The organism is Pseudomonas sp. 86_A (genome assembly GCF_017491705.1).
GTDB classification, from domain to species: Bacteria; Pseudomonadota; Gammaproteobacteria; order Pseudomonadales; family Pseudomonadaceae; genus Aquipseudomonas; species Aquipseudomonas koreensis.
The window spans coordinates 125,102-149,853 of sequence record NZ_JAFGYS010000013.1 but is presented as its reverse complement, the minus strand read 5'-3'; the positions used below and the strand labels follow the sequence as shown (position 1 = coordinate 149,853).

At 59.3% G+C, this 24,752-nt stretch carries 25 protein-coding genes; 5 read left to right on the top strand and 20 right to left on the bottom strand.

Annotated features, from left to right (window positions below; translation table 11 throughout):
- Positions 1–2: 2 nt before the first annotated feature.
- The 12 genes from tolA to J5M57_RS20500 form a co-directional block, all read right to left on the bottom strand.
- Positions 3–1,079 (bottom strand): cell envelope integrity protein TolA, encoded by a 1,077-nt coding sequence (gene tolA / locus J5M57_RS20555; RefSeq protein WP_064588908.1) that lies wholly within the window; start codon positions 1,077–1,079, stop codon positions 3–5.
- Positions 1,079–1,531 carry a protein TolR gene (tolR, locus tag J5M57_RS20550; RefSeq protein ID WP_162276309.1) on the bottom strand — a complete coding sequence of 151 codons (453 nt, stop codon included), beginning with the start codon at positions 1,529–1,531 and terminating at the stop codon, positions 1,079–1,081. Before tolR ends, tolA begins: the two co-directional genes overlap by 1 nt.
- A 23-nt stretch (positions 1,532–1,554) precedes the next feature.
- Positions 1,555–2,250 carry a protein TolQ gene (gene tolQ, locus J5M57_RS20545; RefSeq protein WP_003227517.1) on the bottom strand — a complete coding sequence of 232 codons (696 nt, stop codon included), beginning with the start codon at positions 2,248–2,250 and terminating at the stop codon, positions 1,555–1,557.
- Positions 2,240–2,707, bottom strand: a complete 468-nt coding sequence (gene ybgC, locus J5M57_RS20540) for a tol-pal system-associated acyl-CoA thioesterase (protein ID WP_047599520.1) — start codon at positions 2,705–2,707, stop codon at positions 2,240–2,242. The genes tolQ and ybgC overlap by 11 nt, the downstream gene beginning before the upstream one ends.
- Positions 2,708–2,834: 127 nt before the next feature.
- A complete protein-coding gene (gene ruvB, locus J5M57_RS20535; RefSeq protein WP_064588910.1) occupies positions 2,835–3,896 on the bottom strand; it encodes a Holliday junction branch migration DNA helicase RuvB in 1,062 nt (353 codons plus the stop codon).
- Complete coding sequence (gene ruvA / locus J5M57_RS20530; protein WP_123467207.1) at positions 3,897–4,505, bottom strand: Holliday junction branch migration protein RuvA; 609 nt, start codon at positions 4,503–4,505, stop codon at positions 3,897–3,899.
- Between the two features lie 114 nt (positions 4,506–4,619).
- A complete protein-coding gene (gene ruvC, locus J5M57_RS20525) occupies positions 4,620–5,147 on the bottom strand; it encodes a crossover junction endodeoxyribonuclease RuvC (RefSeq protein WP_025112787.1) in 528 nt (175 codons plus the stop codon).
- Between the two features lie 156 nt (positions 5,148–5,303).
- Positions 5,304–6,050: a YebC/PmpR family DNA-binding transcriptional regulator gene (locus J5M57_RS20520; RefSeq protein WP_064588911.1), complete on the bottom strand. Its 747-nt coding sequence runs from the start codon at positions 6,048–6,050 to the stop codon at positions 5,304–5,306.
- A gap of 128 nt (positions 6,051–6,178) precedes the next feature.
- A complete protein-coding gene (gene aspS, locus J5M57_RS20515) occupies positions 6,179–7,954 on the bottom strand; it encodes an aspartate--tRNA ligase (protein WP_064588912.1) in 1,776 nt (591 codons plus the stop codon).
- A gap of 100 nt (positions 7,955–8,054) precedes the next feature.
- Positions 8,055–8,276 (bottom strand): zinc ribbon domain-containing protein, encoded by a 222-nt coding sequence (locus tag J5M57_RS20510; RefSeq protein WP_003227532.1) that lies wholly within the window; start codon positions 8,274–8,276, stop codon positions 8,055–8,057.
- A gap of 133 nt (positions 8,277–8,409) precedes the next feature.
- A complete protein-coding gene (locus J5M57_RS20505) occupies positions 8,410–8,745 on the bottom strand; it encodes a ribbon-helix-helix domain-containing protein (RefSeq protein WP_169842269.1) in 336 nt (111 codons plus the stop codon).
- Between the two features lie 182 nt (positions 8,746–8,927).
- Positions 8,928–9,398 carry a Dps family protein gene (locus J5M57_RS20500; protein WP_064588914.1) on the bottom strand — a complete coding sequence of 157 codons (471 nt, stop codon included), beginning with the start codon at positions 9,396–9,398 and terminating at the stop codon, positions 8,928–8,930.
- Between the two features lie 312 nt (positions 9,399–9,710).
- Between J5M57_RS20500 and J5M57_RS29090 the strand changes: the two genes are divergently transcribed.
- Positions 9,711–10,313, top strand: coding sequence for a cold-shock protein (locus J5M57_RS29090; RefSeq protein ID WP_064588915.1), 603 nt, complete (start codon positions 9,711–9,713; stop codon positions 10,311–10,313).
- 73 nt (positions 10,314–10,386) lie between these two features.
- On the opposite strand, the gene J5M57_RS20490 is transcribed toward J5M57_RS29090, so the two are convergent.
- Both J5M57_RS20490 and J5M57_RS20485 read right to left on the bottom strand, forming a co-directional pair.
- The gene (locus J5M57_RS20490; RefSeq protein WP_207847996.1) at positions 10,387–10,593 is read right to left on the bottom strand and encodes a SlyX family protein; all 207 of its coding nucleotides are present in this window, start codon (positions 10,591–10,593) and stop codon (positions 10,387–10,389) included.
- 3 nt (positions 10,594–10,596) lie between these two features.
- Complete coding sequence (locus tag J5M57_RS20485) at positions 10,597–11,022, bottom strand: HIT domain-containing protein (RefSeq protein WP_064588917.1); 426 nt, start codon at positions 11,020–11,022, stop codon at positions 10,597–10,599.
- An 895-nt stretch (positions 11,023–11,917) separates the two neighbouring features.
- Here J5M57_RS20485 and J5M57_RS20480 point away from each other — a divergent pair.
- A complete protein-coding gene (locus J5M57_RS20480; RefSeq protein WP_207847995.1) occupies positions 11,918–13,282 on the top strand; it encodes an OprD family porin in 1,365 nt (454 codons plus the stop codon).
- 118 nt (positions 13,283–13,400) lie between these two features.
- Here J5M57_RS20480 and J5M57_RS20475 read toward each other — a convergent pair whose 3' ends face one another.
- Together J5M57_RS20475 and J5M57_RS20470 are read right to left on the bottom strand one after the other, a co-directional pair.
- Positions 13,401–14,243 (bottom strand): mechanosensitive ion channel family protein, encoded by an 843-nt coding sequence (locus J5M57_RS20475; protein WP_207847994.1) that lies wholly within the window; start codon positions 14,241–14,243, stop codon positions 13,401–13,403.
- A 139-nt stretch (positions 14,244–14,382) separates the two neighbouring features.
- Positions 14,383–14,868, bottom strand: coding sequence for a YajQ family cyclic di-GMP-binding protein (locus tag J5M57_RS20470; protein ID WP_003227548.1), 486 nt, complete (start codon positions 14,866–14,868; stop codon positions 14,383–14,385).
- A gap of 139 nt (positions 14,869–15,007) precedes the next feature.
- Between J5M57_RS20470 and J5M57_RS20465 the strand changes: the two genes are divergently transcribed.
- Genes J5M57_RS20465 through J5M57_RS20455 form a run of 3 tightly spaced genes read left to right on the top strand, consistent with a single transcriptional unit; the run spans position 15,008 to position 18,595 of the window.
- Positions 15,008–15,925 carry a putative 2-dehydropantoate 2-reductase gene (locus J5M57_RS20465; protein ID WP_207847993.1) on the top strand — a complete coding sequence of 306 codons (918 nt, stop codon included), beginning with the start codon at positions 15,008–15,010 and terminating at the stop codon, positions 15,923–15,925.
- 45 nt (positions 15,926–15,970) lie between these two features.
- Entirely contained in the window at positions 15,971–18,007 is a 2,037-nt protein-coding gene (locus J5M57_RS20460) for a HAMP domain-containing sensor histidine kinase (protein ID WP_064588921.1), read from the top strand.
- A gap of 3 nt (positions 18,008–18,010) precedes the next feature.
- On the top strand, positions 18,011–18,595 hold the full coding sequence (locus J5M57_RS20455; RefSeq protein ID WP_207847992.1) for a cob(I)yrinic acid a,c-diamide adenosyltransferase: 585 nt from the start codon (positions 18,011–18,013) through the stop codon (positions 18,593–18,595).
- 123 nt (positions 18,596–18,718) lie between these two features.
- Here the strand turns inward: J5M57_RS20455 and J5M57_RS20450 are convergent, their stop codons facing one another.
- From J5M57_RS20450 to secA, 4 genes are all read right to left on the bottom strand, one after another.
- Positions 18,719–19,663, bottom strand: a complete 945-nt coding sequence (locus J5M57_RS20450; RefSeq protein ID WP_207847991.1) for a Nudix family hydrolase — start codon at positions 19,661–19,663, stop codon at positions 18,719–18,721.
- On the bottom strand, positions 19,660–20,292 hold the full coding sequence (locus tag J5M57_RS20445; protein ID WP_064588924.1) for a glutathione S-transferase family protein: 633 nt from the start codon (positions 20,290–20,292) through the stop codon (positions 19,660–19,662). The genes J5M57_RS20450 and J5M57_RS20445 overlap by 4 nt, the downstream gene beginning before the upstream one ends.
- A 160-nt stretch (positions 20,293–20,452) precedes the next feature.
- Positions 20,453–21,670 carry a bifunctional glutamate N-acetyltransferase/amino-acid acetyltransferase ArgJ gene (gene argJ / locus J5M57_RS20440; protein WP_047296069.1) on the bottom strand — a complete coding sequence of 406 codons (1,218 nt, stop codon included), beginning with the start codon at positions 21,668–21,670 and terminating at the stop codon, positions 20,453–20,455.
- A 122-nt stretch (positions 21,671–21,792) separates the two neighbouring features.
- Entirely contained in the window at positions 21,793–24,528 is a 2,736-nt protein-coding gene (secA, locus tag J5M57_RS20435) for a preprotein translocase subunit SecA (RefSeq protein ID WP_064588925.1), read from the bottom strand.
- Positions 24,529–24,752: the final 224 nt, after the last annotated feature.

Below are 24,752 nucleotides of genomic sequence, written 5' to 3'. Positions count from 1 at the left end.
TCTCACAAGGCTAGATCCTCAGGTGTGAATGTCATCTTGAATGAACGATACGGAGCGAAATCGCTCGGCTTCATTCCCTGCATTTCCGTCAAACGTCCAATATTCTTGACCGCCGCGACTGCCGAAGCATCGAACGGACCGTCGCCGCTGGACTTGGCCACGCTGACCGAGGTCACCGTACCGTCCGGCAACATGCCGATTTGCAGCACGACCGTCATGCCTTTGCGTGCCGAAGGAGGACGTGCCCAGCCTTCCGCTGCCCGCGCACGAATCAGGTCATCGAAACTGCCCGCGACTTCGTCACCCTGCTCATCGGCCAAGGCCTGCTGACGCTGCGGCGTGTCGGAAAGCAAATCTGCCAGGGCCTGAGCCTTTTTCTCTTCAGCAGATTTACGTGCCGCTTCCTGCGATTTCTTCTTCGCAGCATCGGCAGCAGCTTTCTTCTTCGCTTCGTCGGCGACTTTCTTCTTCGCCTCTTCAGCTTCAGCTTTCTTCTTGGCGTCTTCGGCGGCTTTCTTCTTCGCGTCTTCGACGATCTTTTTCTTCGCTTCTTCAGCGGCCGCTTTCTTGGCCTCTTCTTCAGCAGCCTTCTTGGCTTCTTCTTCAGCTTTCTTTTTGGCTATATCAGCCAATTGTTTCTCTTCGGCCTTTTTGGCTTCGGCTTTCTTCGCGTCGTCGGCTTTCTTGGCTTCATCAGCCTTTTTCGCTTCGTCCGCTTTCTTCGCCTCGTCGGCCTTCTTGGCTTCCTCGGCCTTTTGAGCCGCTTCTTCTTTCTTTTGTTCCGCAGCCTTCACCGCTTCCTGCTCGACCTTTTTCTGTTCCATCTGCTCGACTTCGGTCTGGCGCGCGGCGGATTTCTTCGCCTCACCCGCAATCTTCTGATTGGTCTGGGTGGTTGCCTGACTTTTCGATTTCAGCTGGTACAAGGTCGCCTGGACAATCGGCTTGGCCGGCGGCAGCTCCGGTGTCAGGGCAAAACTGACGAACAGCATGCCGAACACCAGCACGTGCAAGCCGATTGCCAGGACACTAGGCCAGAAGTAGCTTTCCGAGGCGGACGGCTCTCGCTGTTGCTGCATCAGGGGGCCTCGGTAATCAAGCCAACATTACCGACCCCGGCCTTCTGCAACCCGCCCATGGCACCCATGACGGCGCCATAGTCAACCGACTTGTCGCCACGGATGAACACTTGAGTGTGCTTGCCGCCTTCGTTGCCGGAGCGAATGATCTTGGTCACCGCGTCAGTCATCTGCGGCAGCGTCATGGCCCTGTCTTGCTGCTTTTCAGTATCGACTTCGCTGCCAAGGTTCCAGTAGTAGGTCTTGTCAGCCTTGATCGAAATGGTCAGCACCTGAGTGTTGTTGTCCTGCGGCAAGGCTTCACTGGAAACCTTGGGCAGATCCACTTTCACGCCCTGATTGAGCATCGGCGCGGTCACCATGAAGATAACCAGCAGCACCAGCATCACGTCGATGTATGGCACCACGTTCATCTCGGCGACCGGCTTGCGCTTGTTTCGGGCTCGAGCGATTAAAGCCATCGGGAAATACCTGCTTATTCTTCGCTGGTGTGCACTTTGCGGTGCAGGATCGCCTGGAATTCATCGGCGAAGGTGTAGTAGCGGCTCAGCAAGGTTTCGCTGCGGGCAGAGAAACGGTTGTAAGCGATAACGGCCGGGATCGCGGCGAACAGGCCGATCGCGGTGGCGATCAGGGCTTCGGCGATACCCGGGGCCACGGTGGCCAGGGTCGCTTGCTGGGCCTGAGCCAGACCACGGAAGGAGTTCATGATGCCCCATACGGTACCGAACAGACCGATGTACGGGCTGACCGAACCGACGGTGGCAAGGAATGGCAGGCTCTGCTCGAGCTTTTCTTCCTCACGGGAAATGGCAACACGCATGGCCCGGGCCACACCTTCCATCACCGCCTCAGGATCGACGCCCGGCTGCTGACGCAGACGGGAGAATTCCTTGAAGCCGGCACGGAAGATCTGCTCCACGCCCGAATCCGGATCCGGGTTGCTGCCGGCCTGACGGTACAGCTTGGACAGATCGATACCCGACCAGAAGCGCTCTTCGAAGCTCTCCAGGGCACGTCGACCGGCACGCAGCAGATTGCTGCGCTGAAAGATCATGATCCATGAGGTCACCGATGCGGCCACCAGGGTCAACATTACCAACTGCACCACGATGCTGGCATTGCTGACCAGGCTCCACATGGAGGAATGGTCGACGACGTTAGCTTCCACGCTTTATCTCCTGCTTTGAGTGTGTACCCGTGCCGCCCGCGTCGGCAAAGGCCGCACGCAAGGATTCGGGCATGGCCCGGGGTTTCAAACTTTCGGTGCGCACACAGGCCACCAGAAACTGCCCTTCACAGAGCAGCACATTATCCGTGGCCCGCCTGACCTGCTGTTTGAAGCGCAGGCTGGCACGGTTCAATTCGATTACATCAGCGCTTACCAGCAGTTCGTCGTCCAGTCGCGCCGGCGCGTGATAGCGCGCTTCGCTGGAATGCACGACAAACAACAGGTCCTCCCCTGCCAGTTCCGACTGGGCAAAGCCCAGCGTCCGGAGCCGCTCGGTTCGAGCCCGTTCCATAAACTTGAGGTAATTAACGTAATACACGATGCCGCCGGCATCGGTGTCCTCGTAATAAACGCGACAACGATGTGCGAACGGCTCAAGCCCGTTTTGCGCGCGCATACTCTAGTGCTTACTCCTCGGGTTGCCAATCCAGCCAGGCAACTGTTTTTCATTGTTCAAAGGCTTTACCGCAAAAGTACCGTCCTGTGACAGTACAAACGCTGAATAAATCGACAATAAATGTGTACTAATCGTCTACCGCATCGAGAAACTCGTCTACCACGGGCATTTCGCCCATTCGTGACGGAATGTTTAAACCGAAATGCAGGTACGCATGCCGCGTCACCACCCTGCCCCGCGGCGTGCGCATGATGTAGCCCTGTTGAATCAGGTACGGCTCCAGCACGTCTTCGATGGTGTGGCGTTCTTCACTGATCGCCGCCGCCAGGCTGTCGATGCCCACCGGGCCACCGTCGAACTTCTCGATCATGGTCAGCAGCAAGCGCCGGTCCTGATGATCGAAACCGTGTTCGTCGACATCCAGCAGGTTCAATGCCAGATCGGCCACGGCCTTGGTGATGTGGCCCTTGGCCCGGACTTCGGCGAAATCGCGCACCCGACGCAGCAGACGATTGGCAATCCGCGGCGTACCACGGGCGCGGCGAGCCACTTCGAAAGCGCCCTCCGGATCCAGCGGCAAGCCGAGAATATTCGCCGAACGACTGACAATCGTCGACAGGTCAGCGGTGTTGTAGAACTCAAGACGCTGGACGATACCGAAGCGGTCACGCAACGGGTTGGTCAGCATGCCGGCGCGAGTGGTGGCACCGACGAGGGTGAACGGTGGCAGATCCAGCTTGATCGACCGCGCCGCCGGCCCTTCGCCGATCATGATGTCGAGTTGAAAGTCTTCCATGGCCGGGTATAGCACTTCTTCGACGATCGGCGACAGGCGATGGATTTCATCGATGAACAGCACGTCGTGCGGCTCAAGATTGGTCAGCAACGCCGCCAGATCGCCCGGACGCTCCAGCACCGGGCCGGACGTGCTCTTGATCGACACGCCCATTTCCTGGGCGATGATGTTGGCCAGCGTGGTCTTACCCAACCCCGGCGGACCGAAAATCAGCGTGTGATCGAGGGATTCGTTACGGCCACGGGCGGCCTGGATGAACAGTTCCATCTGCTCGCGGACCGTCGGCTGGCCAATGTAGTCGGCCAGGCTGACAGGACGAATCGCCCGGTCCTGGACTTCTTCGCGCTCGCGCGGGCTGTGCGCGGCGGCGATCAGACGATCAGCTTCAATCACTTAAATCATTCCCTTCAGGGCGCGGCGGATCATGTCTTCACTGCTCAGGTTCTTGTCCTTGATGGCGGAAATCGCCTTGCTCGCTTCCTGCGGCTTGTAGCCGAGGGAAATCAGCGCACTGACCGCATCGTTTTCGGCGGTGTTGACCGGCGCCGGGCCATCCGGCTGGTTCGGCACCAGAGCAAACATGGCGGGCGAGGTTTCCCAGGCCTTGAAGCGATCTTTCAGTTCGACCAGCAAACGTTCGGCGGTTTTCTTGCCGACACCCGGGACCTTGGTCAGCGCCGAAGTGTCCTGGGATTGTACGCAGCGGATCAGCTCATCGACTTCCAGACTCGACATCAGGGCCAGGGCCAGTTTCGGCCCGACACCATTGAGACGGATCAACTCGCGAAAAAAGTCTCGCTCACGCTTGCCGGCGAAGCCATAGAGTAACTGCGCGTCTTCGCGTACGACCAAATGGGTGTGCAGCGTCAGCGGTTCACCGACCGACGGCAGACGATAAAGGGTGGTCATGGGCACTTCCAGCTCATACCCGAGGCCGTTTACATCCAGAATCAGGTGCGGCGGCTGTTTCTCAGCCAGGGTGCCGCGCAAGCGTCCAATCACGTTTCAGATCCTTGAGCGTTGACCAGCCGGGGGCTGGCGACAAAACAGAATACGGATTCGGGCCGACGACCCAGGCACAAAACCCATATACCGGAAAATTGATTGCTGATGCTATCAGAGACGCAGGCGCCCGCCACGACTGCGTGCGGCTCCCAAGCCGTGCGGCAGCAGACTGGAGCGGGTGTGCGCGTGACAAATGGCGATCGCCAGGGCATCCGAGGCGTCGATTTGCGGCTTGGCGGTCAGCTTGAGCATGTGCATGACCATCATCTGCACCTGCTCTTTGTTGGCCGCTCCGGTGCCGACCACGGCTTGCTTGACCTGAGTTGCGGTGTACTCGGCAATCTCCAGGCACTCTTCAGCCCCCGCCACAATCGCAGCCCCGCGGGCCTGTCCCAGCTTCAGCGCGGAATCGGCGTTTTTCGCCATGAACACCTTTTCGATGCCCATGGTCACCGGGCCGTAGGTCTGAATGATTTCCCGCACGCCGCGATAAACGATTTGCAGGCGCTCATGCAGCTCGCCCGCGCCGGTACGGATGCAGCCTGAGGCCACGTAAATGCAGCCACCGCGCCCGGTATCGCGAACAATCCCGTAACCGGTGATGCGCGAGCCGGGGTCGATACCAAGAATTAAAGTCATAACGCCTGCAGAAATGGGTGCGAAAGCTGAGGGTACAGGTAGGAGCTGCCGAAGGCAGCGATCTTTTGATCTTTCAAAAACACAAAGATCGCAGCCTTCGGCAGCTCCTACAGGTGAAGTGTAGAGCCAGCAAAAACTGCGACCTTTCTATTTGCATCAACCGAGCTGAGCAGCCACGTCTTCCGGAATATCCGCGTTGGAGTAGACGTTCTGCACGTCGTCCAGGTCCTCAAGCATGTCGATCAGCTTGAGCACCTTCTCCGCACCGTCCAGATCCAGCTCGGCGCTGGTGGTCGGCTGCATGACGATTTCCGCATCATCGCCCTTGAACCCGGCCGCTTCCAGCGCGTTGCGCACGGCATAGAAGCTGGTGAACGAGGTGAACACGTCGATCGAACCGTCTTCATGGGTGACCACGTCGTCGGCATCGGCTTCCAGCGCCGCTTCGGTCAAGGCATCTTCGTCGACGCCCGGGGCGAAGCTGATCTGGCCCTTGCGCTCGAACAGGTAGGCCACCGAACCGTCGGTGCCGAGGTTGCCCCCGCACTTGCTGAACGCGTGGCGTACGGCTGCAGCGGTACGGTTGCGGTTGTCGGTCATGCACTCGACCATCACCGCCACGCCGCCCGGGCCGTAACCTTCGTAGGTCAGTTCTTCAACGTTGTCCGCTTCGGTCGCGCCGGCGCCGCGCGCGACAGCGCGGTCGATGATGTCGCGGCTCATGTTGGCCCCGAGCGCCTTGTCCAGGGCCAGGCGCAAGCGCGGGTTGGAACCCGGATCACCGCCGCCCTGACGGGCCGCAACGGTCAGTTCACGGATCCACTTGGTGAAGATCTTGCCTCTCTTGGCATCCTGACGTTCTTTGCGGTGCTTGATGTTCGCCCACTTGGAATGACCTGCCATAACTCGCTCCGAATTCTTTTTGAAACGTGGCCCGCCCTGCTCATGCAGCGGCCAGCCAACAAAAAATCTCGACCTGCTCTCTATAGATAGAAAAAAGGCGCATCCGAAGATGCGCCTTCAGGCCCGTCTTACTCAGCCTTTGGCGTTTCGCGCAAACGAATGTGCAGCTCGCGCAGTGCCTTGGCATCTACCACACCCGGGGCTTGCGTCATGACGTCCGCAGCGCTCTGGGTTTTCGGGAAGGCGATCACTTCACGGATCGACTGGGCGCCGGTCATCAGCATCACCAGACGGTCCAGACCGAAAGCCAGACCACCGTGCGGCGGTGCACCATACTTCAGCGCGTCGAGCAGGAAGCCGAATTTCTCTTCCTGTTCCGCCTCATTGATACCCAGCAGACGGAACACCGCTTGCTGCATTTCCTTGCGGTGGATACGGATCGAACCGCCACCCAGCTCGGTGCCGTTCAGCACCATGTCGTACGCACGGGACAGCGCGCCGGCCGGGTTGGCTTCCAGCTCTTCAGGAGAGCACTTCGGTGCGGTGAACGGGTGGTGCAGCGCCGAGAAGCTGCCGTCGTCGTTTTCTTCGAACATCGGGAAGTCGACGACCCACATCGGTGCCCACTTGCAGGTCAGCAAGTTCAGGTCGTGACCGAGCTTGATACGCAGCGCGCCCAAGGCTTCGCTGACGATCTTGGCCTTGTCGGCACCGAAGAACACGATGTCGCCATCGACAGCGCCAACGCGGTCAAGGATCACGTTCAGCTTGTCTTCAGGGATGTTTTTCACGATCGGCGACTGCAGGCCTTCAACACCGGCAGCACGCTCGTTGACCTTGATGTACGCCAGGCCCTTTGCACCGTAGATGCCGACGAACTTGGTGTAGTCGTCGATCTGCTTGCGCGGCATGCTTGCCCCGCCAGGAACGCGCAGCGCGGCGATACGGCATTTCGGGTCGTTGGCCGGGCCGCTGAACACCTTGAATTCGACTTCTTTCAGTTGATCGGCAACGTCAACCAGTTCCAGCGGGTTACGCAGATCCGGCTTGTCGGAACCGTAACGACGCATGGCCTCTTCGAAGGTCATGTGCGGGAATTCGCCGAATTCCAGATCCAGCACTTCCTTGAACAGGTTGCGGATCATGCCTTCGGTCAGGCCCATGATGTCTTTTTCGTCGAGGAAGCTGGTCTCGATGTCGATCTGAGTGAACTCAGGCTGACGGTCGGCACGCAGGTCTTCGTCGCGGAAGCACTTGGCGATCTGGTAGTAACGGTCGAAGCCAGCGACCATCAGCAGCTGCTTGAACAGCTGCGGCGATTGCGGCAGGGCGAAGAACGAACCGGCGTGAGTACGGCTTGGCACCAGGTAGTCACGGGCGCCTTCTGGCGTCGCACGGGTCAGGATCGGCGTTTCAACGTCGAGGAAGCCGTTCTCGTCGAGGAAACGACGGATGCTGGTGGTCATGCGCGAACGCAGGCGCAGCTTCTCGGCCATTTCCGGACGACGCAGGTCCAGGAAGCGATAGCGCAGGCGGGTTTCTTCGCCAACGTCGGAGTATTCGTTGAGCGGGAACGGCGGGGTTTCCGACTCGTTCAGCACTTCCAGCTCGTAGCCCAGCACTTCGATCATGCCCGACGCCATGTTGGCGTTGGTGGCACCGGCCGGACGCAGACGCACCTTGCCGGTGATCTTCACTACGTATTCGCTGCGCACACGATCGGCAGCGGCGAAGCTCTCGGCGCGATCCGGGTCGAACACCACCTGAGCCAGACCATCACGATCACGGATATCGAGGAAAATCACCCCGCCGTGGTCGCGACGACGGTGAACCCATCCGCAAAGGGTAATTTCCTGGCCTTCCAGGCTTTCGTTCAGTTGGCCGCAATAATGGCTGCGCATCATGGTAGTGGTTTCGCTTCTCGTAATTCGAAATTCGGTGGAGATCCCGTCGCCATCAAGCATTACGGAATCTCACGCGTGTCGTTCGACCTGGGCCTGAACCCTAGTCAGATTTGTCGCCACCGGCCAGATTCTTCTTGGCTCCGGTCTTGAAATCGGTTTCGTACCAACCGCTGCCGCTGAGGCGAAAACCCGGCATGGACAGCTGTTTCTTGAGCTCTGGCGCCTGACAGGCAGGGCAGTCGACCAGCGGTGCCTCGCTGATCTTTTGAATGGCTTCCAACTGATGACCACAGGAAGCACATTGATAATCGTACATCGGCATGGGGGTGTCTCGGCGATCAGATTGCCACCGCGCGCAGGGCTTTGCGGCGAAAGAGCGGGATTATATCCATTAAATGCGGGCTGTGCAGCCGTAAGACTGCACAGCCCGCCACGTCATTTCAAGTATTGCCCGTTCAGGGCATGACGGCCGACGGAGTATCCCGCAGACCATTCATCACGCACACCACCCGCACCAGGCCACTGAAGTTTTTCACCCCGCCATGGCGCAGGTGCACTTCGCGGTCCACATGGGACAGCAGCGTACTGACCGAACAGCCGTTGTCTTCGGCCATCGCGCCAAGAATGTTCCAGTAAACCTGCTCGAGCCTCAAGCAGGTCGCAAAGCCGTTCAAACGCACCGACCTCGACAACGGCCGGATCAACTCGAAGTCGAAACCGCTGACCAACGGATCGACCTTCATTTCCTGCTGCGAACCGACGCGCTCGCCTCGCCTGTCTCCATCCACCATATCGCTGACACTCCTTTGCCATCCGTGCGTTTTATTAAGGCAACATCCTGTGCCCTCATAAAAACGCAGCCGCAAAGTTAGCGCCAGACGACTAGTTGCCCATCTGCGTAGGATAAGCCGACATCATCGGTAAGATTTGCAACAGTACGCGGACATCTCCCGGACGTCCGCGCACCTGGCTATCAGGTCTCCAGCAACGCGCGCAGCATCCAGGCCGTTTTTTCATGCACCTGCATGCGCTGGGTCAGCAGGTCGGCCGTCGGCTCGTCACTGACTTTGTCCAGCAACGGGAAAATGCCTCGAGCGGTGCGTGTTACCGCTTCCTGCCCCTCGACCAGTTGCTTGATCATGTTTTCAGCACTGGGCACGCCCTCCTCCTCCTTGATCGAGGAAAGACGAGCATAAGTGGCGTAGGCGCCTGGCGCCGGAAAGCCCAGGGCGCGGATGCGCTCGGCGATCAGGTCCACGGCCAGCGCCAGTTCGTTGTACTGCTCTTCGAACATCAGGTGCAGGGTCCTGAACATCGGACCTGTGACGTTCCAGTGGAAGTTATGGGTTTTCAGATACAGCACGTAGGTGTCCGACAGCAGCCGCGACAGCCCCTCGACGATGGACTTGCGGTCTTCTTCACTGATACCGATATCGATTGCCATGTTGACCCCCCTAAGGCGATTGAATTCATCCAGCAGGTGCAGTCCCACTCTAGCAAGGCCACCGCCACCTCGCAGCCTGCAATCGTCTCGCACCGTGCGACAAATCGACCGGGCGAGGTGCCGCTGGCCGGGGTAATTTGAGAACCCGCAGGCTTTGCTGTTAAATAGGCAGTGTGTCGCTACGCCCCATTTTTCGGGGGTATGGCGCATAGGCTGATATGGCGTACGTGTCCAACGCCTCTTTATTGTTCCGAAGCGAACCGTGCGTCTTCAGCTCTTCCTTGTGAGCCGTCATAACGTGAGCCAATCAAAATGTTAAAAATCGTCCACCTGCTAATGGGCGCAGCGGCTTTGCTGCTGTCGTTCATACCTAGCTTGAAATCCGAAGCCGTTCCTTACCTGCAACAACCCGATGCACTTTACCTGGCCTTTCTCGGCCTGCTGAACCTGGTCATCGCTCCAGTGATCCCTTACTGGAACAAAGGCCCGCGCCAGCATCTGCAAAATCTGGTCAGCGCTCTTCTGGTACTGACTGTCGTCCTGCAAACCCTGACCCTGATCGCACCGATGCCCGTCATCGCCGGTCAACCGGCTGTTCTGTTCAGCCTGGTGATTGCCCTGGTTGCCGTGGTTCTGCACCTGGCCGTCAGTTTCTACAAATCGTCGCCAGCTGCCGCACCGACCACCTATGACATGAGCAACCGCGATACCGGGACCGTCAAGTGGTTCAACACGTCCAAGGGCTTCGGCTTTATTTCCCGGGATTCCGGTGATGATATTTTCGTGCACTTTCGTGCAATCCGTGGTGAAGGCCACCGCGTCCTGGTCGAAGGCCAGCGCGTGGAGTTCTCGGTGATGAACCGGGACAAAGGCCTGCAAGCCGAGGACGTGATCGCCGCTCTGCCGCGTCGCTGATCCAAGGCAACAAAAAACCGCGAACAGCCAGACTGTTCGCGGTTTTTTTTATGCCTGCGCCAAGGCCTCGGTATCAGTAGTGCGGTGGTGGCGCCTCTCCCTCGAAAGAGTCGAACTGCCCGACCATCTCTTCCTGACGCTTGAGTAACGCCGCCATTTGCAGTTGCAGGCGTTCAATCACCCGCTGCTGCGCCACCAGTTCGTCATTCAAGGCCTGGATGGTGTCATCCTGAAAAGCCAGACGACTTTCCAGATCGGTAACGCGCGCTTCAAGACTCATGATTCAGCCCTCCAGAAACGTGAAATGCTCGGTCAGTACCAGGCGCAGCCGTTCACGAATGGCCGCTACCTGCTCGGCGCTGTAGGGTTTGGCCGGGTGCTTGCCCCAGACCGGCGCGGGCCATGCCGCATCGTCACGCTTGCGCACGATCACATGCATATGCAGTTGGCTGACGACGTTACCCAGAGTCGCGACGTTCATCTTGTCAGCGTCGAACAAATCCTTGAGCAACTCGGCCAGCGCGGTCGTTTCCTGCCATAACTGCTGCTGGTCGGCGACATCCAACTGAAACAACTCGCTGATATCGTCGCGACGAGGCACCAGGATGAACCATGGGTAATTGGCATCGTTGGACAGCAGCAACCGACACAGCGGGAAGTCGCCGATGGTCAGGGTGTCCTGTCGAAGTTGTGAATCCAAAACAAACACTGCGTGCACTCCCGGCTGATCTACATCATTCAGCTTAGCGGCCATCCCGACGGGCAACGCACCAAGCGACAGGCTGGCAGCATACCTGCGAATGCGCCGGGCTTCACGATGACCGTGCCTGCCCAAGCCTGCACCGCCCTGACAGGAGACATTTGTGTAGACCATGCACCATCACAGCGCCAGGACTGCCCTCGAACACGAGCAAACACCCGAAACCCGCTGAACCGTGCGACAACAGAATCACCCCAAGCTGAATGAATCCGGTACAGCCCGTAAATTTTTTGCACCAAAACCGCACAGTGCGTCTACGCTCAGTGCGTCGAGCATCCGCCAAATACTCACTGGTGGGGTGAACCGGTAACGTTTTTGATTGTCATGCCGCCCTGCGAACGTGAAAACACGATGCAAAGGTATGCGTCAAGCCCCTGATACAAAAGGGCTTGAACCCCCGTCTTTATGCGGTTTTTACGGCTATAGGCAGGTGTTCAGAAAAATAAACGTAGCAACCCTGCACTTTGTGCACGCTTGTTGCATTGATACACACATGATCTATAAGCACACCACGGGAAGTGGCAGCTTGAGATCAACCAAATACGGTGGCAGGGTTGCCCCAATGGAGATTCAAGTGTTTTGCCAGGGACTCTTTTTTACCGATGCAAAAAGGCCCAGAAACAGCGATAAAGTTGTCAGCCCGGCTGCATGGGTAACGTGAATTTGCGACATCAACCCAGCTGTTTGCGACGTCGTCGTAAAGATCATGAAAGGTTGTATGAGCAAGTATCGCCAACATTGTCGGCGTGATATAAGTTTGCGCCGACACAAAAAGAAAGAGCCGCCCAGATAATAAAACAGGTGGGACGGCAGTACTCTTCTAAAACCAAAGGAGCAAATCACGATGCGCGTGATGAAGTGGAGCACAATCGCACTGGCAGTTGCAGCAGCAGCCAGCACTCAGTTGGCTACGGCCGCCCCGTTTGTTAGTGACCAGGCAGAAGCCAAAGGTTTCGTTGAAGATGCAAAACTCACCGAGACGTTGAAGAACTACTACTTCAACCGCGACAACAAGAACGGTGGCCGCGACCAGAAAGACTGGACTCAAGGCTTCCTGACCAATTTCAACTCCGGTTACACCCAAGGCACTGTCGGCGTTGGTATCGATGCATTCGGTTACCTGGCGCTCAAACTGGATGGCGGTGATGGTACTTCCGGCACCGGCAACATGAGCCGTAGCGACACCGTCAAGGCTAACGGTTACTCTCACGATGTTAATGACAGCCAAGGCAAAGCCGGCGCTGCCATTAAATTCCGCATCTCCAAAACCGAGTTGAAAGTCGGCGACCAGCAGCCAAGCACTGCTCCTGTGTTCGCAGTTGGCGGCTCCCGTATCATTCCGCAAACTGCCAGCGGCTTCCAACTGCAGAGCAGCGAAGTCAAAGACCTTGACCTCGAAGCCGGTCACTTCTACTCGGCAACCAGCCAGGACAAAAACGCCCGTGATGGCGGCCTGTACGCCAACTACGCTGGCGTAGAAGCCAAGTCGATCGACTATTTCGGTGGCAAATACGGCATCACCGAAAACCTGAGCGCATCGCTCTACGGTGCCAAGCTGGAAGACGTCTGGAACCAGTACTACGCGAACGTGAACCTCACCACCCCATTCGGTGGCGACACTTCGCTGAACACTGACTTCAACATCTACCGCACGACCGATACCGGTGACAAGCTGGCAGGTGACATCAGCAACACTGCCTTCTCCCTGGCAACCGCGCTGTCGTTCCTGAAGGCACACACCTTCACGCTGGCATTCCAGAAGGTTAACGGCGATACCCCGTTCGACTATGTCGGCGTGGGCAAGAACAACCGTGGCGGCGACTCGATCTTCCTCGCCAACTCCATCCAGTACTCTGACTTCAACGGTCCAGGCGAGAAATCCCTGCAAGCCCGTTACGACCTGAAAATGGCCGAGTACGGCGTACCTGGCCTGAGCTTCATGGTTCGTTACGTTAAAGGTTGGGATATCGACGGTACCGGTCTGGCTGCAAACAGCCAATACCGCACCAGCACTGGCGCGCCGCTGTACGGTGAAGATGGCAAACACCACGAAACCAACTTCGAAGCCAAGTACGTTGTTCAGTCTGGCCCGGCGAAAGATCTGTCGTTCCGCATCCGTCAAGCCTGGCATACTGCCAACGCCGACCAGGGTGAAGGCGACGTTAAAGAGTTCCGCCTGATCACCGAATACCCACTGAACATCTTGTAATCGTCAGTGGTTAGTTTGGAAGCATAAAAAAAGGCCCATCTTCGGATGGGCCTTTTTTATTGCCTGTCACTTGTCATAAATGCCTGACCAACAAGTCAGGCATTTAATTAGCAACCTATCATTGTGTTGCAGATTCCTGAACCACACGAATTACACGCTGCGGAAACGGAATATCAATACCGGCCGTCTTTAAACGATCACGCGACTGTTCGTTAAACATGAACATCACATCCCAGTAGTCTGCGGTTTTAACCCACACACGCAGGGAAACAGTGATCGAACTGTCACCCAATGTCGAAATGACCGCTTGTGGCGCAGGGTCCTGCATCACGCGATCATCTTTGGCCAGATCCAGCAGCACCTGACGCGCCTTCTGCAGATCCGCTTCGTAATCCACACCCACGTCAAACACAACTTTGCGGGTTGGCTGGCGATTGGTATTGGTGATGATGCCGTTCGACAGATTGCCGTTCGGGACGATGATGGTCTTGTTGTCACCGGTACGCAGCACGGTGTGGAAAATCTGGATGCTGTCGACCGTACCCGCCACGCCTTGCGCTTCGATCCAGTCACCGATACGGAACGGACGGAACAGCAGAATCAGCACGCCGCCGGCGAAGTTCGCCAGGCTGCCCTGCAACGCCAGACCGATGGCCAGACCGGCCGCACCGATCGCAGCCACGAACGAGGTGGTTTCCACGCCGATCATCGAGGCCACGCTGACGATCAGCAGCACCTTGAGAATGATGTTCGCCAGGCTGCTGATGAAGCCTTGCAGCGCCAGGTCGGCATTGCGCAGGGCCAGCAGACCACCGAGTTTTTGCGTGACCTTGTTGATCAGCCACCAGCCGATCGCCAGGGTAATCACCGCCAGCAACACGCGGCTGCCGTATTCCATGATCATCGGTATCCACGCCTGGGATGCCTTGACCAGGTTGTCCACCTCAGTATTCAAATCCATCTTCTAACTCCTGATTTCCGGCTACCCGGCCTGTAAAAAATCAACGGCAGAACGACTGAACCTGTTGGGGCTCAATCGTTTCTGCCGCTGCTTGGCCCTCGGACGTTGAAAACACCGAGAGGTTCCCCGACCGGAAAGCTTAGTCGCGGAAATTGTTGAACTGCAGTGGCATGCCGAATTCCTTGGCACGCAGCGCTGCAATGGCTTCCTGCAGGTCATCGCGCTTCTTGCCGGTGACCCGCACCTGCTCGCCCTGAATGGCGGCCTGCACCTTGAGCTTGGCGTCCTTGATGTGAGCGACGATCTTCTTCGCCAGCTCCTTGTCGATGCCTTCCTTGAGAATGGCGTCCTGCTTCATCAGTTTGCCCGAGGCGTAGGCGTCTTTTACTTCAAGGCACTGCACATCGATCTTGCGCTTGGTCAGGGCCAGCTTCAGGATCTCGATCATCGCTTCCAGCTGGAACCCGGCCTCAGCGGTCAGGTTGACGGTCAGGTCCTTTTCCTTGAACTCGAAGCTGCCTTTGCCTTTCAGGTCATAGCGACGATCGAGTTCCTTCACGGCGTTCTCGACCGCGTTGGTCAGCTCGTGTTTGTCCAGTTCGGATACCACGTCGAACGACGGCATGTAATCTCTCCAATAAAAGGCGCGCTCGATCAGGATGGAGCGCGCTTGGCTTGCGGTTAAAATCCGGCCCATTATAACGGGTCTTTTCCCACCGATACGGCGAGCCTTGCATGCCAGTACCTTACCGAGTGAAAAACTGATGTCCACCCCCTGGCACGTTCTCGGCGCCGGCAGCCTAGGCACCCTGTGGGCCACGCGCCTGGCCCGGGCCGGTCTGCCGGTGCGGCTGATCCTACGCGATGCCCAGCGTTTGCGTGGCTATCAGGCGGCCGGTGGCCTGACCCTGGTCGAACATGGCGCAGCCCACACCTACCCCGTCCCTGCACAGACGGCAGACGATCCGCAGCCGATCCGCCGCCTGCTGGTCGCCTGCAAAGCCTATGACGCCGAAAGCGCCGTCGCCCGCCTGTTGCCGCGACTGACTGCAGATGCCGAGTTGATCCTGTTGCAGAATGGCCTTGGCAGTCAGGACGCGGTTGCGGCGCTGGTTCCCCATGCCCGTTGCATCAGCGCGTCCAGCACTGAAGGCGCCTTCCGTGACGGCGACTGGCGTGTGGTGTTTGCCGGCCACGGTTTCACCTGGCTGGGCGATGCTGGCCATCCGGTAGCACCGATCTGGCTGGACGATCTCGACGCGGCGAACATTCCCCACGAGTGGAGCACCGACATCCTCACCCGTTTGTGGCGCAAACTGGCGCTCAATTGCGCGATCAATCCGCTGACCGTGCTCCACGATTGCCGGAATGGCGGGCTTGAGCAGCATCAATGCGAGGTCGCCACGCTGTGCGCGGAACTGGCCGAGTTGCTGGAGCGTTGTGGTCAACCCGCGGCGGCGGTCAATCTGCAACAGGAAGTCGAACGGGTGATCCACGCCACGGCGGCCAATTACTCCTCGATGTATCAGGACGTGGCGAACCATCGCCGCACCGAAATCAGCTATCTGTTGGGCCACGCCTGCAAAGTCGCCACGCGCCATCAACTGAATCTGCCGCACCTCAATCAATTGCAGCAGCGCCTGGTCGGCCATCTGCGCAGCCTTGGATTGCCCAGCGACTGAGCAGCGGCTACGCTGCCCACTTGTTCCTCTGCTGCGATAAACCTGATGCCATTGCGCCAGCGCCTTGAAAACCTGCCGGTCGGCCAGAAACTGCTGGCCGCCCTGCTGGTGTTGATGACCACTGTTCTGCTGGTCGCCAACCTGACCTTTATCAGCGCCGCTTACTACATCTCCCAGGAAAGCATGGCGCCGCAAGCCCTGCAGACCATCGGCCGACTGATTTCCAACCCGAGCCTGGTCTCACAAGCCCTGGAATCGCCGCAAAGCGCCGAACGCCTGCTCAAGGAACTCGACAGCTATTCGCCGTTGCGTGCGGCGGCGCTGTATGACGGCAAGGGTGATCGAATCGCCCAGGTGCAGCGTGGCGACAAGCTCAATCTGCCGGAACGCTATCGGCACATCGAAGCCTGGCAACTCACCGAGTTTCGCAGCAACCAACTGATCACCCTGCCCCGCCCCGGCACCGCGCCAGGGCATTTGCTGCTGGTCGCCAGCAGTGAACTGCCGATGGCGTTCTACACCGGCACCCTGACTGCCAGCCTCGGTATCCTGATTTTCAGTGTGCTGCTGTGGCTGGTGATTGCCCGGCAGATCAAACGCCTGATCACCCGCCCGATTCATGAGCTGGAAGAACTCTCGCGGCAGGTCACCCGTGAAGAGAACTACGCCCTGCGCGCCTCGCGCGGTAACCACGACGAAATCGGCAGCCTAGCCGAGGCGTTCAACACCATGCTCTCGCGCATCGAAGCCCGCGAGCAGCAGCTCAAGCGCGCCCGCGATGACTCGCAAGCCGCCTACGATCAGGCGCAGGGTCTGGCCGAAGAAACCCGCCACACCAACCGCAAGCTGGAGCTGGAAGTCCAGGTGCGCAGCAAGATCGAGAAGAAGCTCACCGGATTCCAGAACTACCTCAACAGCATCATCGACTCCATGCCCTCGGCGCTGATCGCCCTCGACGAACAGCTCTACGTGACCCAGTGGAACCAGGAGGCCAGCGCGCTCTCCGGGACGCGCCTGGATGAAGCGCTGAACCAGCCGATCTTCCTCGCCTTCGAGCCGCTCAAGCCATTCCTGCCGCAACTCAAGCAGACCGTGGAAGAACACACGGTGGCGAAGATCGAGCGGGTGACCTGGTTCAAGGATGACGAACCCAAGCATTACGCGCTGACCTTTTACCCGCTGATGGGCGGCGCCGGACGCGGTGTGGTGATCCGCATCGACGACATCACCCAGCGCCTGTCGCTGGAAGAAATGATGGTGCAATCGGAAAAGATGCTCTCGGTGGGCGGCCTTGCCGCCGGCATGGCGCATGAGATCAACAACCCGCTCGGCGCGATCCTGCACAACGTGCAGAACATTCGCCGACGGCTGTCGACAGACCTGCCGAAAAACCTCGAAACCGCCGAACAACTGGGCATCGAGCTGGACGCGGTCAACCTTTACCTGCAGAACCGCGAAGTGCCAAAACTGCTCGACGGCATCCAGCAGGCCGGTGCCCGCGCGGCAAAAATCGTCACCCACATGCTCAGCTTCAGCCGACGCAGCACCCGGCAAATGGCCCCGTGCGACCTGCCGGCGCTGATCGACCAGGCGGTGGAAATTGCCGGCAACGACTTCGATCTGGCGATCGGTTTCGACTTCAAGGGCCAGGCGATCATCCGTCAGTTCGACCCGGCGCTTGGCCCGGTACCGGGCACCGCCAACGAACTGGAACAGGTGCTGCTCAATCTGCTGAAAAACGCCGCGCAAGCCATTCACCAGCGCGAAGACGACAGCGAGCCGGGGCGGATCATTCTGCGTACCCGACTGAACCCGCCATGGGCCGAGATTCAGGTCGAAGACAACGGCATCGGCATGAGCGAGAACGTGCGCAAGCGCACCTTCGAACCGTTCTTCACCACCAAGGAAATCGGTCAGGGCACAGGCCTGGGGCTGTCGGTGTCGTACTTCATCATCACCAACAACCACAAAGGGCAGATGGAAGTGCAGTCCGCGCCGGGCCAGGGCACCTGCTTCACCTTGCGCCTGCCACTGACCCAACCGGCGGCCGTCGCCGCCGAAACCAATCAACTACCGAGGTAACCCATGGGCTTTCGCTTGTCGAAGATTTACACCCGCACTGGCGACACAGGCGAAACCGGCCTGGGCGATGGCCGCCGCGTCCCCAAGGACCACCCGCGCATCGAAGCCATTGGCGAAGTCGACACGTTGAACAGTCAGGTCGGTGTGCTGCTGGCCGGGTTGATCGCCGAGCGTGAGGCGTTTCCCGGCTTGAATGAACTGATCGACGTGCTCGCCCCCTGCCAGCATCGTTTGTTCGACTTGGGCGGTGAGTTGGCGATGCCGGAATATCAGGCGCTGAACGCGGCGGAAATCGAACGCCTGGAAGCGGCGATCGATGTGTGGAACGAAGAATTGGGGCCACTGGAGAATTTCATCCTGCCCGGTGGTTCAACGCTGATCGCCCAGGCCCATGCGTGCCGCAGTCTGGCGCGCAGTGCCGAGCGGCGTTGTCAGCATTTGAATGCGCTCGAGCCGTTGGCCGGGGTTGGCCTGGCGTATATCAATCGGTTGTCGGATTTGCTGTTTGTGGCGGCGCGGTTGATTGCGCGGCGCCAGGGGGTGGCAGAGATTCTTTGGCAGCCGGCGGCGAAGCCTGAAGAGCAGTAGCGCCTGACAGGACGTCTTCGCGAGCAGGCTCGCTCCCACAGGGAAATGCATTCCTTCAGTTGGAATGCAATCAAATGTGGGAGCGAGCCTGCTCGCGAAGAGGCCATCAGCCTCAATACATAATCAAGCCTCAGGCCAGAACGCCCGAATCCCCGCCACACCCTGCGCCCCGACACGCCAGGCCTTCTCCCGCTCCGCCGGGCCAACCCCACCCAGCAGAAACACCGGCTTGTTGAAGCCCTCGATCAATGTCGACGCCTGCTCCCAGCCCAATGGCTGCGCGTCCGGGTGAGTCAAGGTTGGCTGCACCGGCGACAGAGTGACGAAATCCACGCCCATCTGTTCGGCCAGTGCCAGTTCTTCAGCGTTATGGCACGACGCCGCCAGCCAGCGCTCCGCCGGCAATGGTCGCCCCGCCTCGGCGTATTTGCGCAGTTGCGCGGACGTAATGTGCCAACCGGCAGACGGGAAATCGCCCAGCCATTCGAACGGCCCCTTGATCATCAGTTGCGCCTTGCCGGCACACAGGCCGACCGCATCCACCGCCAGATCGCGGTATTTAGGGTCATAGCCGTTCGGCGCGCGCAGCTGGATCAACTTGATCCCGCCGGCAATCGCCTTCTGGATCCCACGCAGCAGGGCCGGTGCTTCCAGGTCTTCCGGGGTGATCAGGTATTCGCCGGGCAGGCGCGCCGCTGCAACGATCGGCTGATTGGCGGCCGGGAACTCGTAGTTCACCAGTTCCTTCGCGGTGACCCAAGCCAATGGCTGGCCTTCGGCACCGTGCGGGTCGCCGCTGAAGCTCGAGACTTCCCAGACATCCAGCAACACCTGTTTGTCCGGGTAATCGTGGCGGACCTTGATCAGCGGACGCGCAGCGCCAACGACGATGCCCAGCTCTTCGTGCAACTCACGAGCCAGCGCGTTTTCGACGGATTCGTCAGCCTCGACCTTGCCGCCGGGGAATTCCCACAGGCCACCCTGATGCTGGGTGTCGGCACGGCGGGCGATCAGGATCTTGCCACTCTCGTCACGAATGACGGCGGCGGCGACGTGTACGCGTTTCACGGGTTCAACTCCTCCAGTCCAGCCTTTTGCCACGCCTTGAAGGCGGGCCATTGGTAGACGGTTTCAACATAAGCTTGATCGATGGCCGGCAGCTGCACCTGATAAGTCCGCAGACGCACGGCAATCGGCGCGAAGAACGCGTCGGCCAGGCTCACCCGGCCAAACAGATACGGCCCAGGCTCGGTGGCAGCGGCACGGCATTCGGCCCATAGCGCGAGCATGCGCTCGATATCGACCTTCACTTCCGGCGGCACCGGATTGAGCGGTGCATCGTGGCTCAGGTTGAACGGCATGTGATTGCGCATGGCAAAAAAGCCGCTGTGCATCTGCGCGCAGGCCGAACGGGCCTGGGCACGCGCGAAAAGATCGCTTGGCCAAAGCTGTTCGGACGGGAACTGCTCCGCCAGGTATTCGGCAATCGCCAGAGAATCGGCAACGGTGCCACGGGAGGTTTGCAGCAGCGGCACCTTGGCGGTCGGCGAATGCTTGAGCAGCCGCTCGCGGGTGTCGGGCTTGCCGAGCTTGATCAGTTCTTCGGTGTAGGGTGCGCCGGTCAGCTCGACGGCCAGTGCGGCACGCAGCGACCAGGAGGAAAGCAGTTTGTCGCCGATGATCAGGTGCAGGGACATGGTGTGGCGCCTTTTCGTCAGGAGAATCAGGCCAGAATTCCTGGTGCCTGATGGGCCGTCATCGCGAGCAGGCTCACTCCTACAGGGGGTCTGTGGCGTTCACAAAACTACTGTAGGAGTGGGCCTGCTCGCGATGGCATCGACTCGGTCTCAGGTTAGATCAGGTGCGGTACTCGGCGTTGATCTTCACGTATTCATGCGACAGGTCGGTGGTCCAGATGGTTTCGCTGCAATCGCCGCGACCCAGCTCGATACGGATGGTGATCTCTTCCTGCTGCATCACCGCCGAGCCTTGCGCTTCAGTGTAGGTCTCGGCACGGGCGCCACGGCTGGCAATGCACACGTCGCCGAGGAACACGTCGATCTTGCTCACGTCCAGGTTCGGCACGCCGGCACGGCCGACAGCGGCCAGGATACGGCCCCAGTTTGGGTCGGAGGCGAACAGCGCAGTCTTGATCAGCGGCGAGTGCGCCACGGTGTAGCCGACGTCCAGGCATTCCTGATGATTGCCGCCGCCGTTGACTTCAACCGTGACGAACTTGGTCGCGCCTTCGCCGTCACGCACGATGGCCTGGGCCACATCCATGCACACTTCGAACACCGCTTGCTTGAGTTTGGCGAACAGCTCGCCTTCAGCGCGGGTGATTTCCGGCAGTGCAGCCTTGCCGGTGGCAATCAGCATGCAGCAATCGTTGGTCGAGGTGTCGCCGTCGATGGTGATGCGGTTGAACGACTTGTTCGCGCCGTCGAGCATCAGGTTGTGCAGCACGTCGCGGGAGACTTTGGCGTCGGTGGCGATGTAGCCGAGCATGGTCGCCATGTTCGGACGGATCATGCCCGCACCTTTGCTGATGCCGGTAACGGTGATGGTCACGCCGTCATGCTGGAACTGGCGGCTGGCGCCCTTGGGCAGGGTGTCGGTGGTCATGATGCCGGTGGCGGCAGCTTCCCAGTTGTTTTCCGACAGGTCGTCCAGTGCGGCCTGCAGTGCGCCTTCGATCTTCTCGACCGGCAGTGGCTCGCCGATCACCCCGGTGGAGTACGGCAGGATCTGGCTGGCATCGACGCCCGTCAGCTCGGCCAGTTTCGCAGTGGTGCGCTCGGCTGCGGCCAGGCCCGGCTCGCCGGTACCGGCGTTGGCATTACCAGTGTTGGTCAGCAGGTAACGCACGGCGTTCTGCACGCGTTTTTTCGCCAGGATCACCGGCGCGGCACAGAAGGCGTTCAGCGTGAACACGCCGGCCACGGTCGAACCTTCGGCGCAGCGCATCACTACCACATCCTTGCGCCCGGGGCGCTTGATGCCAGCCGAGGCAATACCGAGTTCAAAACCGGCAACCGGGTGCAACGTTGGCAAAGGACCAAGACCAACAGCCATGAATGCGCTCCTTACTCAATGATGTCAGCACCGCTCACAGTGATGGCGGTGGTTTAAATGGCAAAACGCCGCGACGGCAGGAGCCGGTCGCGGCGCGGGTATATCAGCGATTGAAACGGGGTTTACTGGATCTGCCCGTGGCAATGCTTGAATTTCTTGCCCGAACCGCAGTAGCACAGTTCGTTGCGGCCCAGCTTCTGCTCGTTGCGTACCGGCGCGGTGGCGAGGGCCACATCGACCTCTTCACCCAGCACTTCCGGCTGATCCAGACCAGGAGCCTCGGCATGTTCGAACTGCATGCGGGCGGCCAATGCTTCGGCTTCCTCACGCAGACGTTGCTCTTCGGCTTCAGGATCTTCGCGACGGACCTGAACGTGCGACAGCACACGGATCGAGTCGCGCTTGATCGAATCCAGCAGCTCGGAGAACAGCGTGAACGACTCGCGCTTGTATTCCTGCTTCGGGTTCTTCTGGGCGTAGCCACGCAAGTGGATACCGTGACGCAGGTGATCCATGGTCGACAGGTGGTCTTTCCACAGATCGTCCAGCACGCGCAGAACGATTTGTTTCTCGAAGGAGCGCAGCGCTTCGGCACCGGCCTGGTCTTCTTTCTCGTTGTACGCCGCCATCAGCTCGACCATCAGCTTCTCGCGCAGGGTCTCTTCGTACAAGTGATCGTCTTCGTCGAGCCATTGCTGGATCGGCAGTTTCACCCCGAAGTCGCTGGCAATCGACGCTTCCAGACCGGCGACGTCCCACTGCTCAGGCAGCGATTGCGGCGGAATGTGGGCGCTGACCGTCGCGTTGAGCACGTCCTGACGGAAATCGGCGATGGTTTCACCGATGTTGTCGGCGGCCAGCAACGTGTTACGCATGTGATAGATCACTTTACGCTGTTCGTTGTTGACGTCGTCGAACTCGAGCAGTTGCTTACGGATGTCGAAGTTGCGACCTTCAACCTTGCGCTGCGCCTTCTCGATCGCGTTGGTCACCATGCGGTGCTCGATCGCTTCGCCCGGCTGCATGCCCAGGGCTTTCATGAAGTTCTTCACCCGGTCAGAGGCGAAGATGCGCATCAGGCTGTCTTCCAGCGACAGGTAGAAGCGGCTCGAACCGGCATCGCCCTGACGGCCGGCACGGCCACGCAGCTGGTTGTCGATACGACGGGATTCGTGACGCTCGGAGGCGATCACCTGCAGACCACCGGACTCCAGCACTTGCTGGTGACGCTTCTGCCAGTCGGCCTTGATCTGGGCGATCTGCTCGGGGCTCGGGTTTTCCAGGGCCGCGACTTCCACTTCCCAGTTGCCGCCCAGCAGGATGTCGGTACCACGACCGGCCATGTTGGTGGCGATGGTCAGGGCGCCCGGACGACCGGCCTGCGCAATGATTTCCGCTTCTTTTTCGTGGAACTTGGCGTTCAGGACCTTGTGCTCGATGCCTTCCTTGTTGAGCAGGTTGGAAACGTGCTCGGAAGTCTCGATGGTCGCGGTACCCACCAGGATCGGACGGCCCTGGGCCATGCCTTCCTTGATGTCGTTGATGATCGCCGCGTACTTCTCTTCGGCGGTCAGGAACACCAGGTCGTTGTAGTCTTTACGCGCCAACGGCTTGTTCGGCGGAATGACCATGACCTGCAGGCCGTAGATCTGGTGGAATTCGAACGCCTCGGTGTCTGCGGTACCGGTCATGCCGGACAACTTGGTGTACAGACGGAAGTAGTTCTGGAACGTGGTCGAGGCCAGGGTCTGGCTCTCGGCCTGGATGTTCAGGCCTTCCTTGGCTTCGATGGCCTGGTGCAGGCCTTCGGACAGGCGGCGGCCCGGCATGGTACGACCGGTGTGCTCGTCGACCAGCACGACCTGGCCGTCCTGCACGATGTATTCGACGTTGCGGTGGAACAGCTTGTGCGCACGCAGACCCGAATAGACGTGGGTCAGCAGGCCCAGGTTATGCGCCGAATACAGGCTCTCGCCTTCGGCCAGCAGGCCGACGCCGGTGAGCATTTCTTCGATGAACTGGTGACCGGCTTCGTTGAGTTCGACCTGACGGGTCTTCTCGTCGATGGTGTAGTGACCGGCCTTGGTGACCTGGCCTTCGACTTCCTCGACGTGCAGTTCGAGCTGCGGGATCAGTTTGTTGATCTCCATGTACAGCTTGGAACTGTCCTCGGCCTGACCGGAAATGATCAGCGGGGTACGGGCTTCGTCGATGAGGATGGAGTCGACTTCGTCGATCACGGCAAAATTGAGTTCGCGCTGGAATTTCTCTTCCATGCTGAACGCCATGTTGTCGCGCAGGTAGTCGAAACCGAATTCGTTGTTGGTGCCGTAGGTGATGTCGGCAGCATAGGCGGCGCGCTTCTCTTCCGGCGGCTGGAACGGCGTCACGACGCCGACGGTCAGGCCGAGGAATTCATACAGCGGGCGCATCCAGTTGGCGTCACGGCGGGCCAGGTAGTCGTTCACGGTTACAACGTGCACGCCCTTGCCGGACAGCGCGTTGAGGTAAACACCCAGGGTTGCCACGAGGGTTTTACCCTCACCGGTACGCATTTCGGCAATCATGCCTTCATGCAAGGTCATGCCGCCGATCAACTGAACGTCGAAGTGGCGCATGCCCATGACGCGCTTGCCCGCTTCACGGGCGACCGCGAAGGCTTCAGGCAACAGCTTGTCGAGGGATTCCCCTTTGGCGATACGGGCCTTGAACTCGTTGGTCTTGGCACGCAATTGATCGTCCGAAAGGGCCACCATTTGCTCTTCGAAGGCATTGACGAGCTGCACCGTCTTGAGCATGCGTTTGACTTCACGCTCGTTCTTGCTTCCAAAAAGTTTCTTTAACAAAGGCGCAAACATATCGGCAGGATCTTCCACACTAAAGGGATGGAGGGCGGCCCCGTGAGTCGCCCGTGCAGCCCTCATGGCCGCATGCGAACGAGCATTCTACCCGGAAACGGTGGTGAGGAAAGTGGCGATATTCCACGATGCTGGCACTGCGCTTTGACGGGGCTCACTTAAAATAAGGGCGTTTTGCTCAACTTCAACCCATACGGGAAAGAAGTTAGTCGTTGATTTAATGG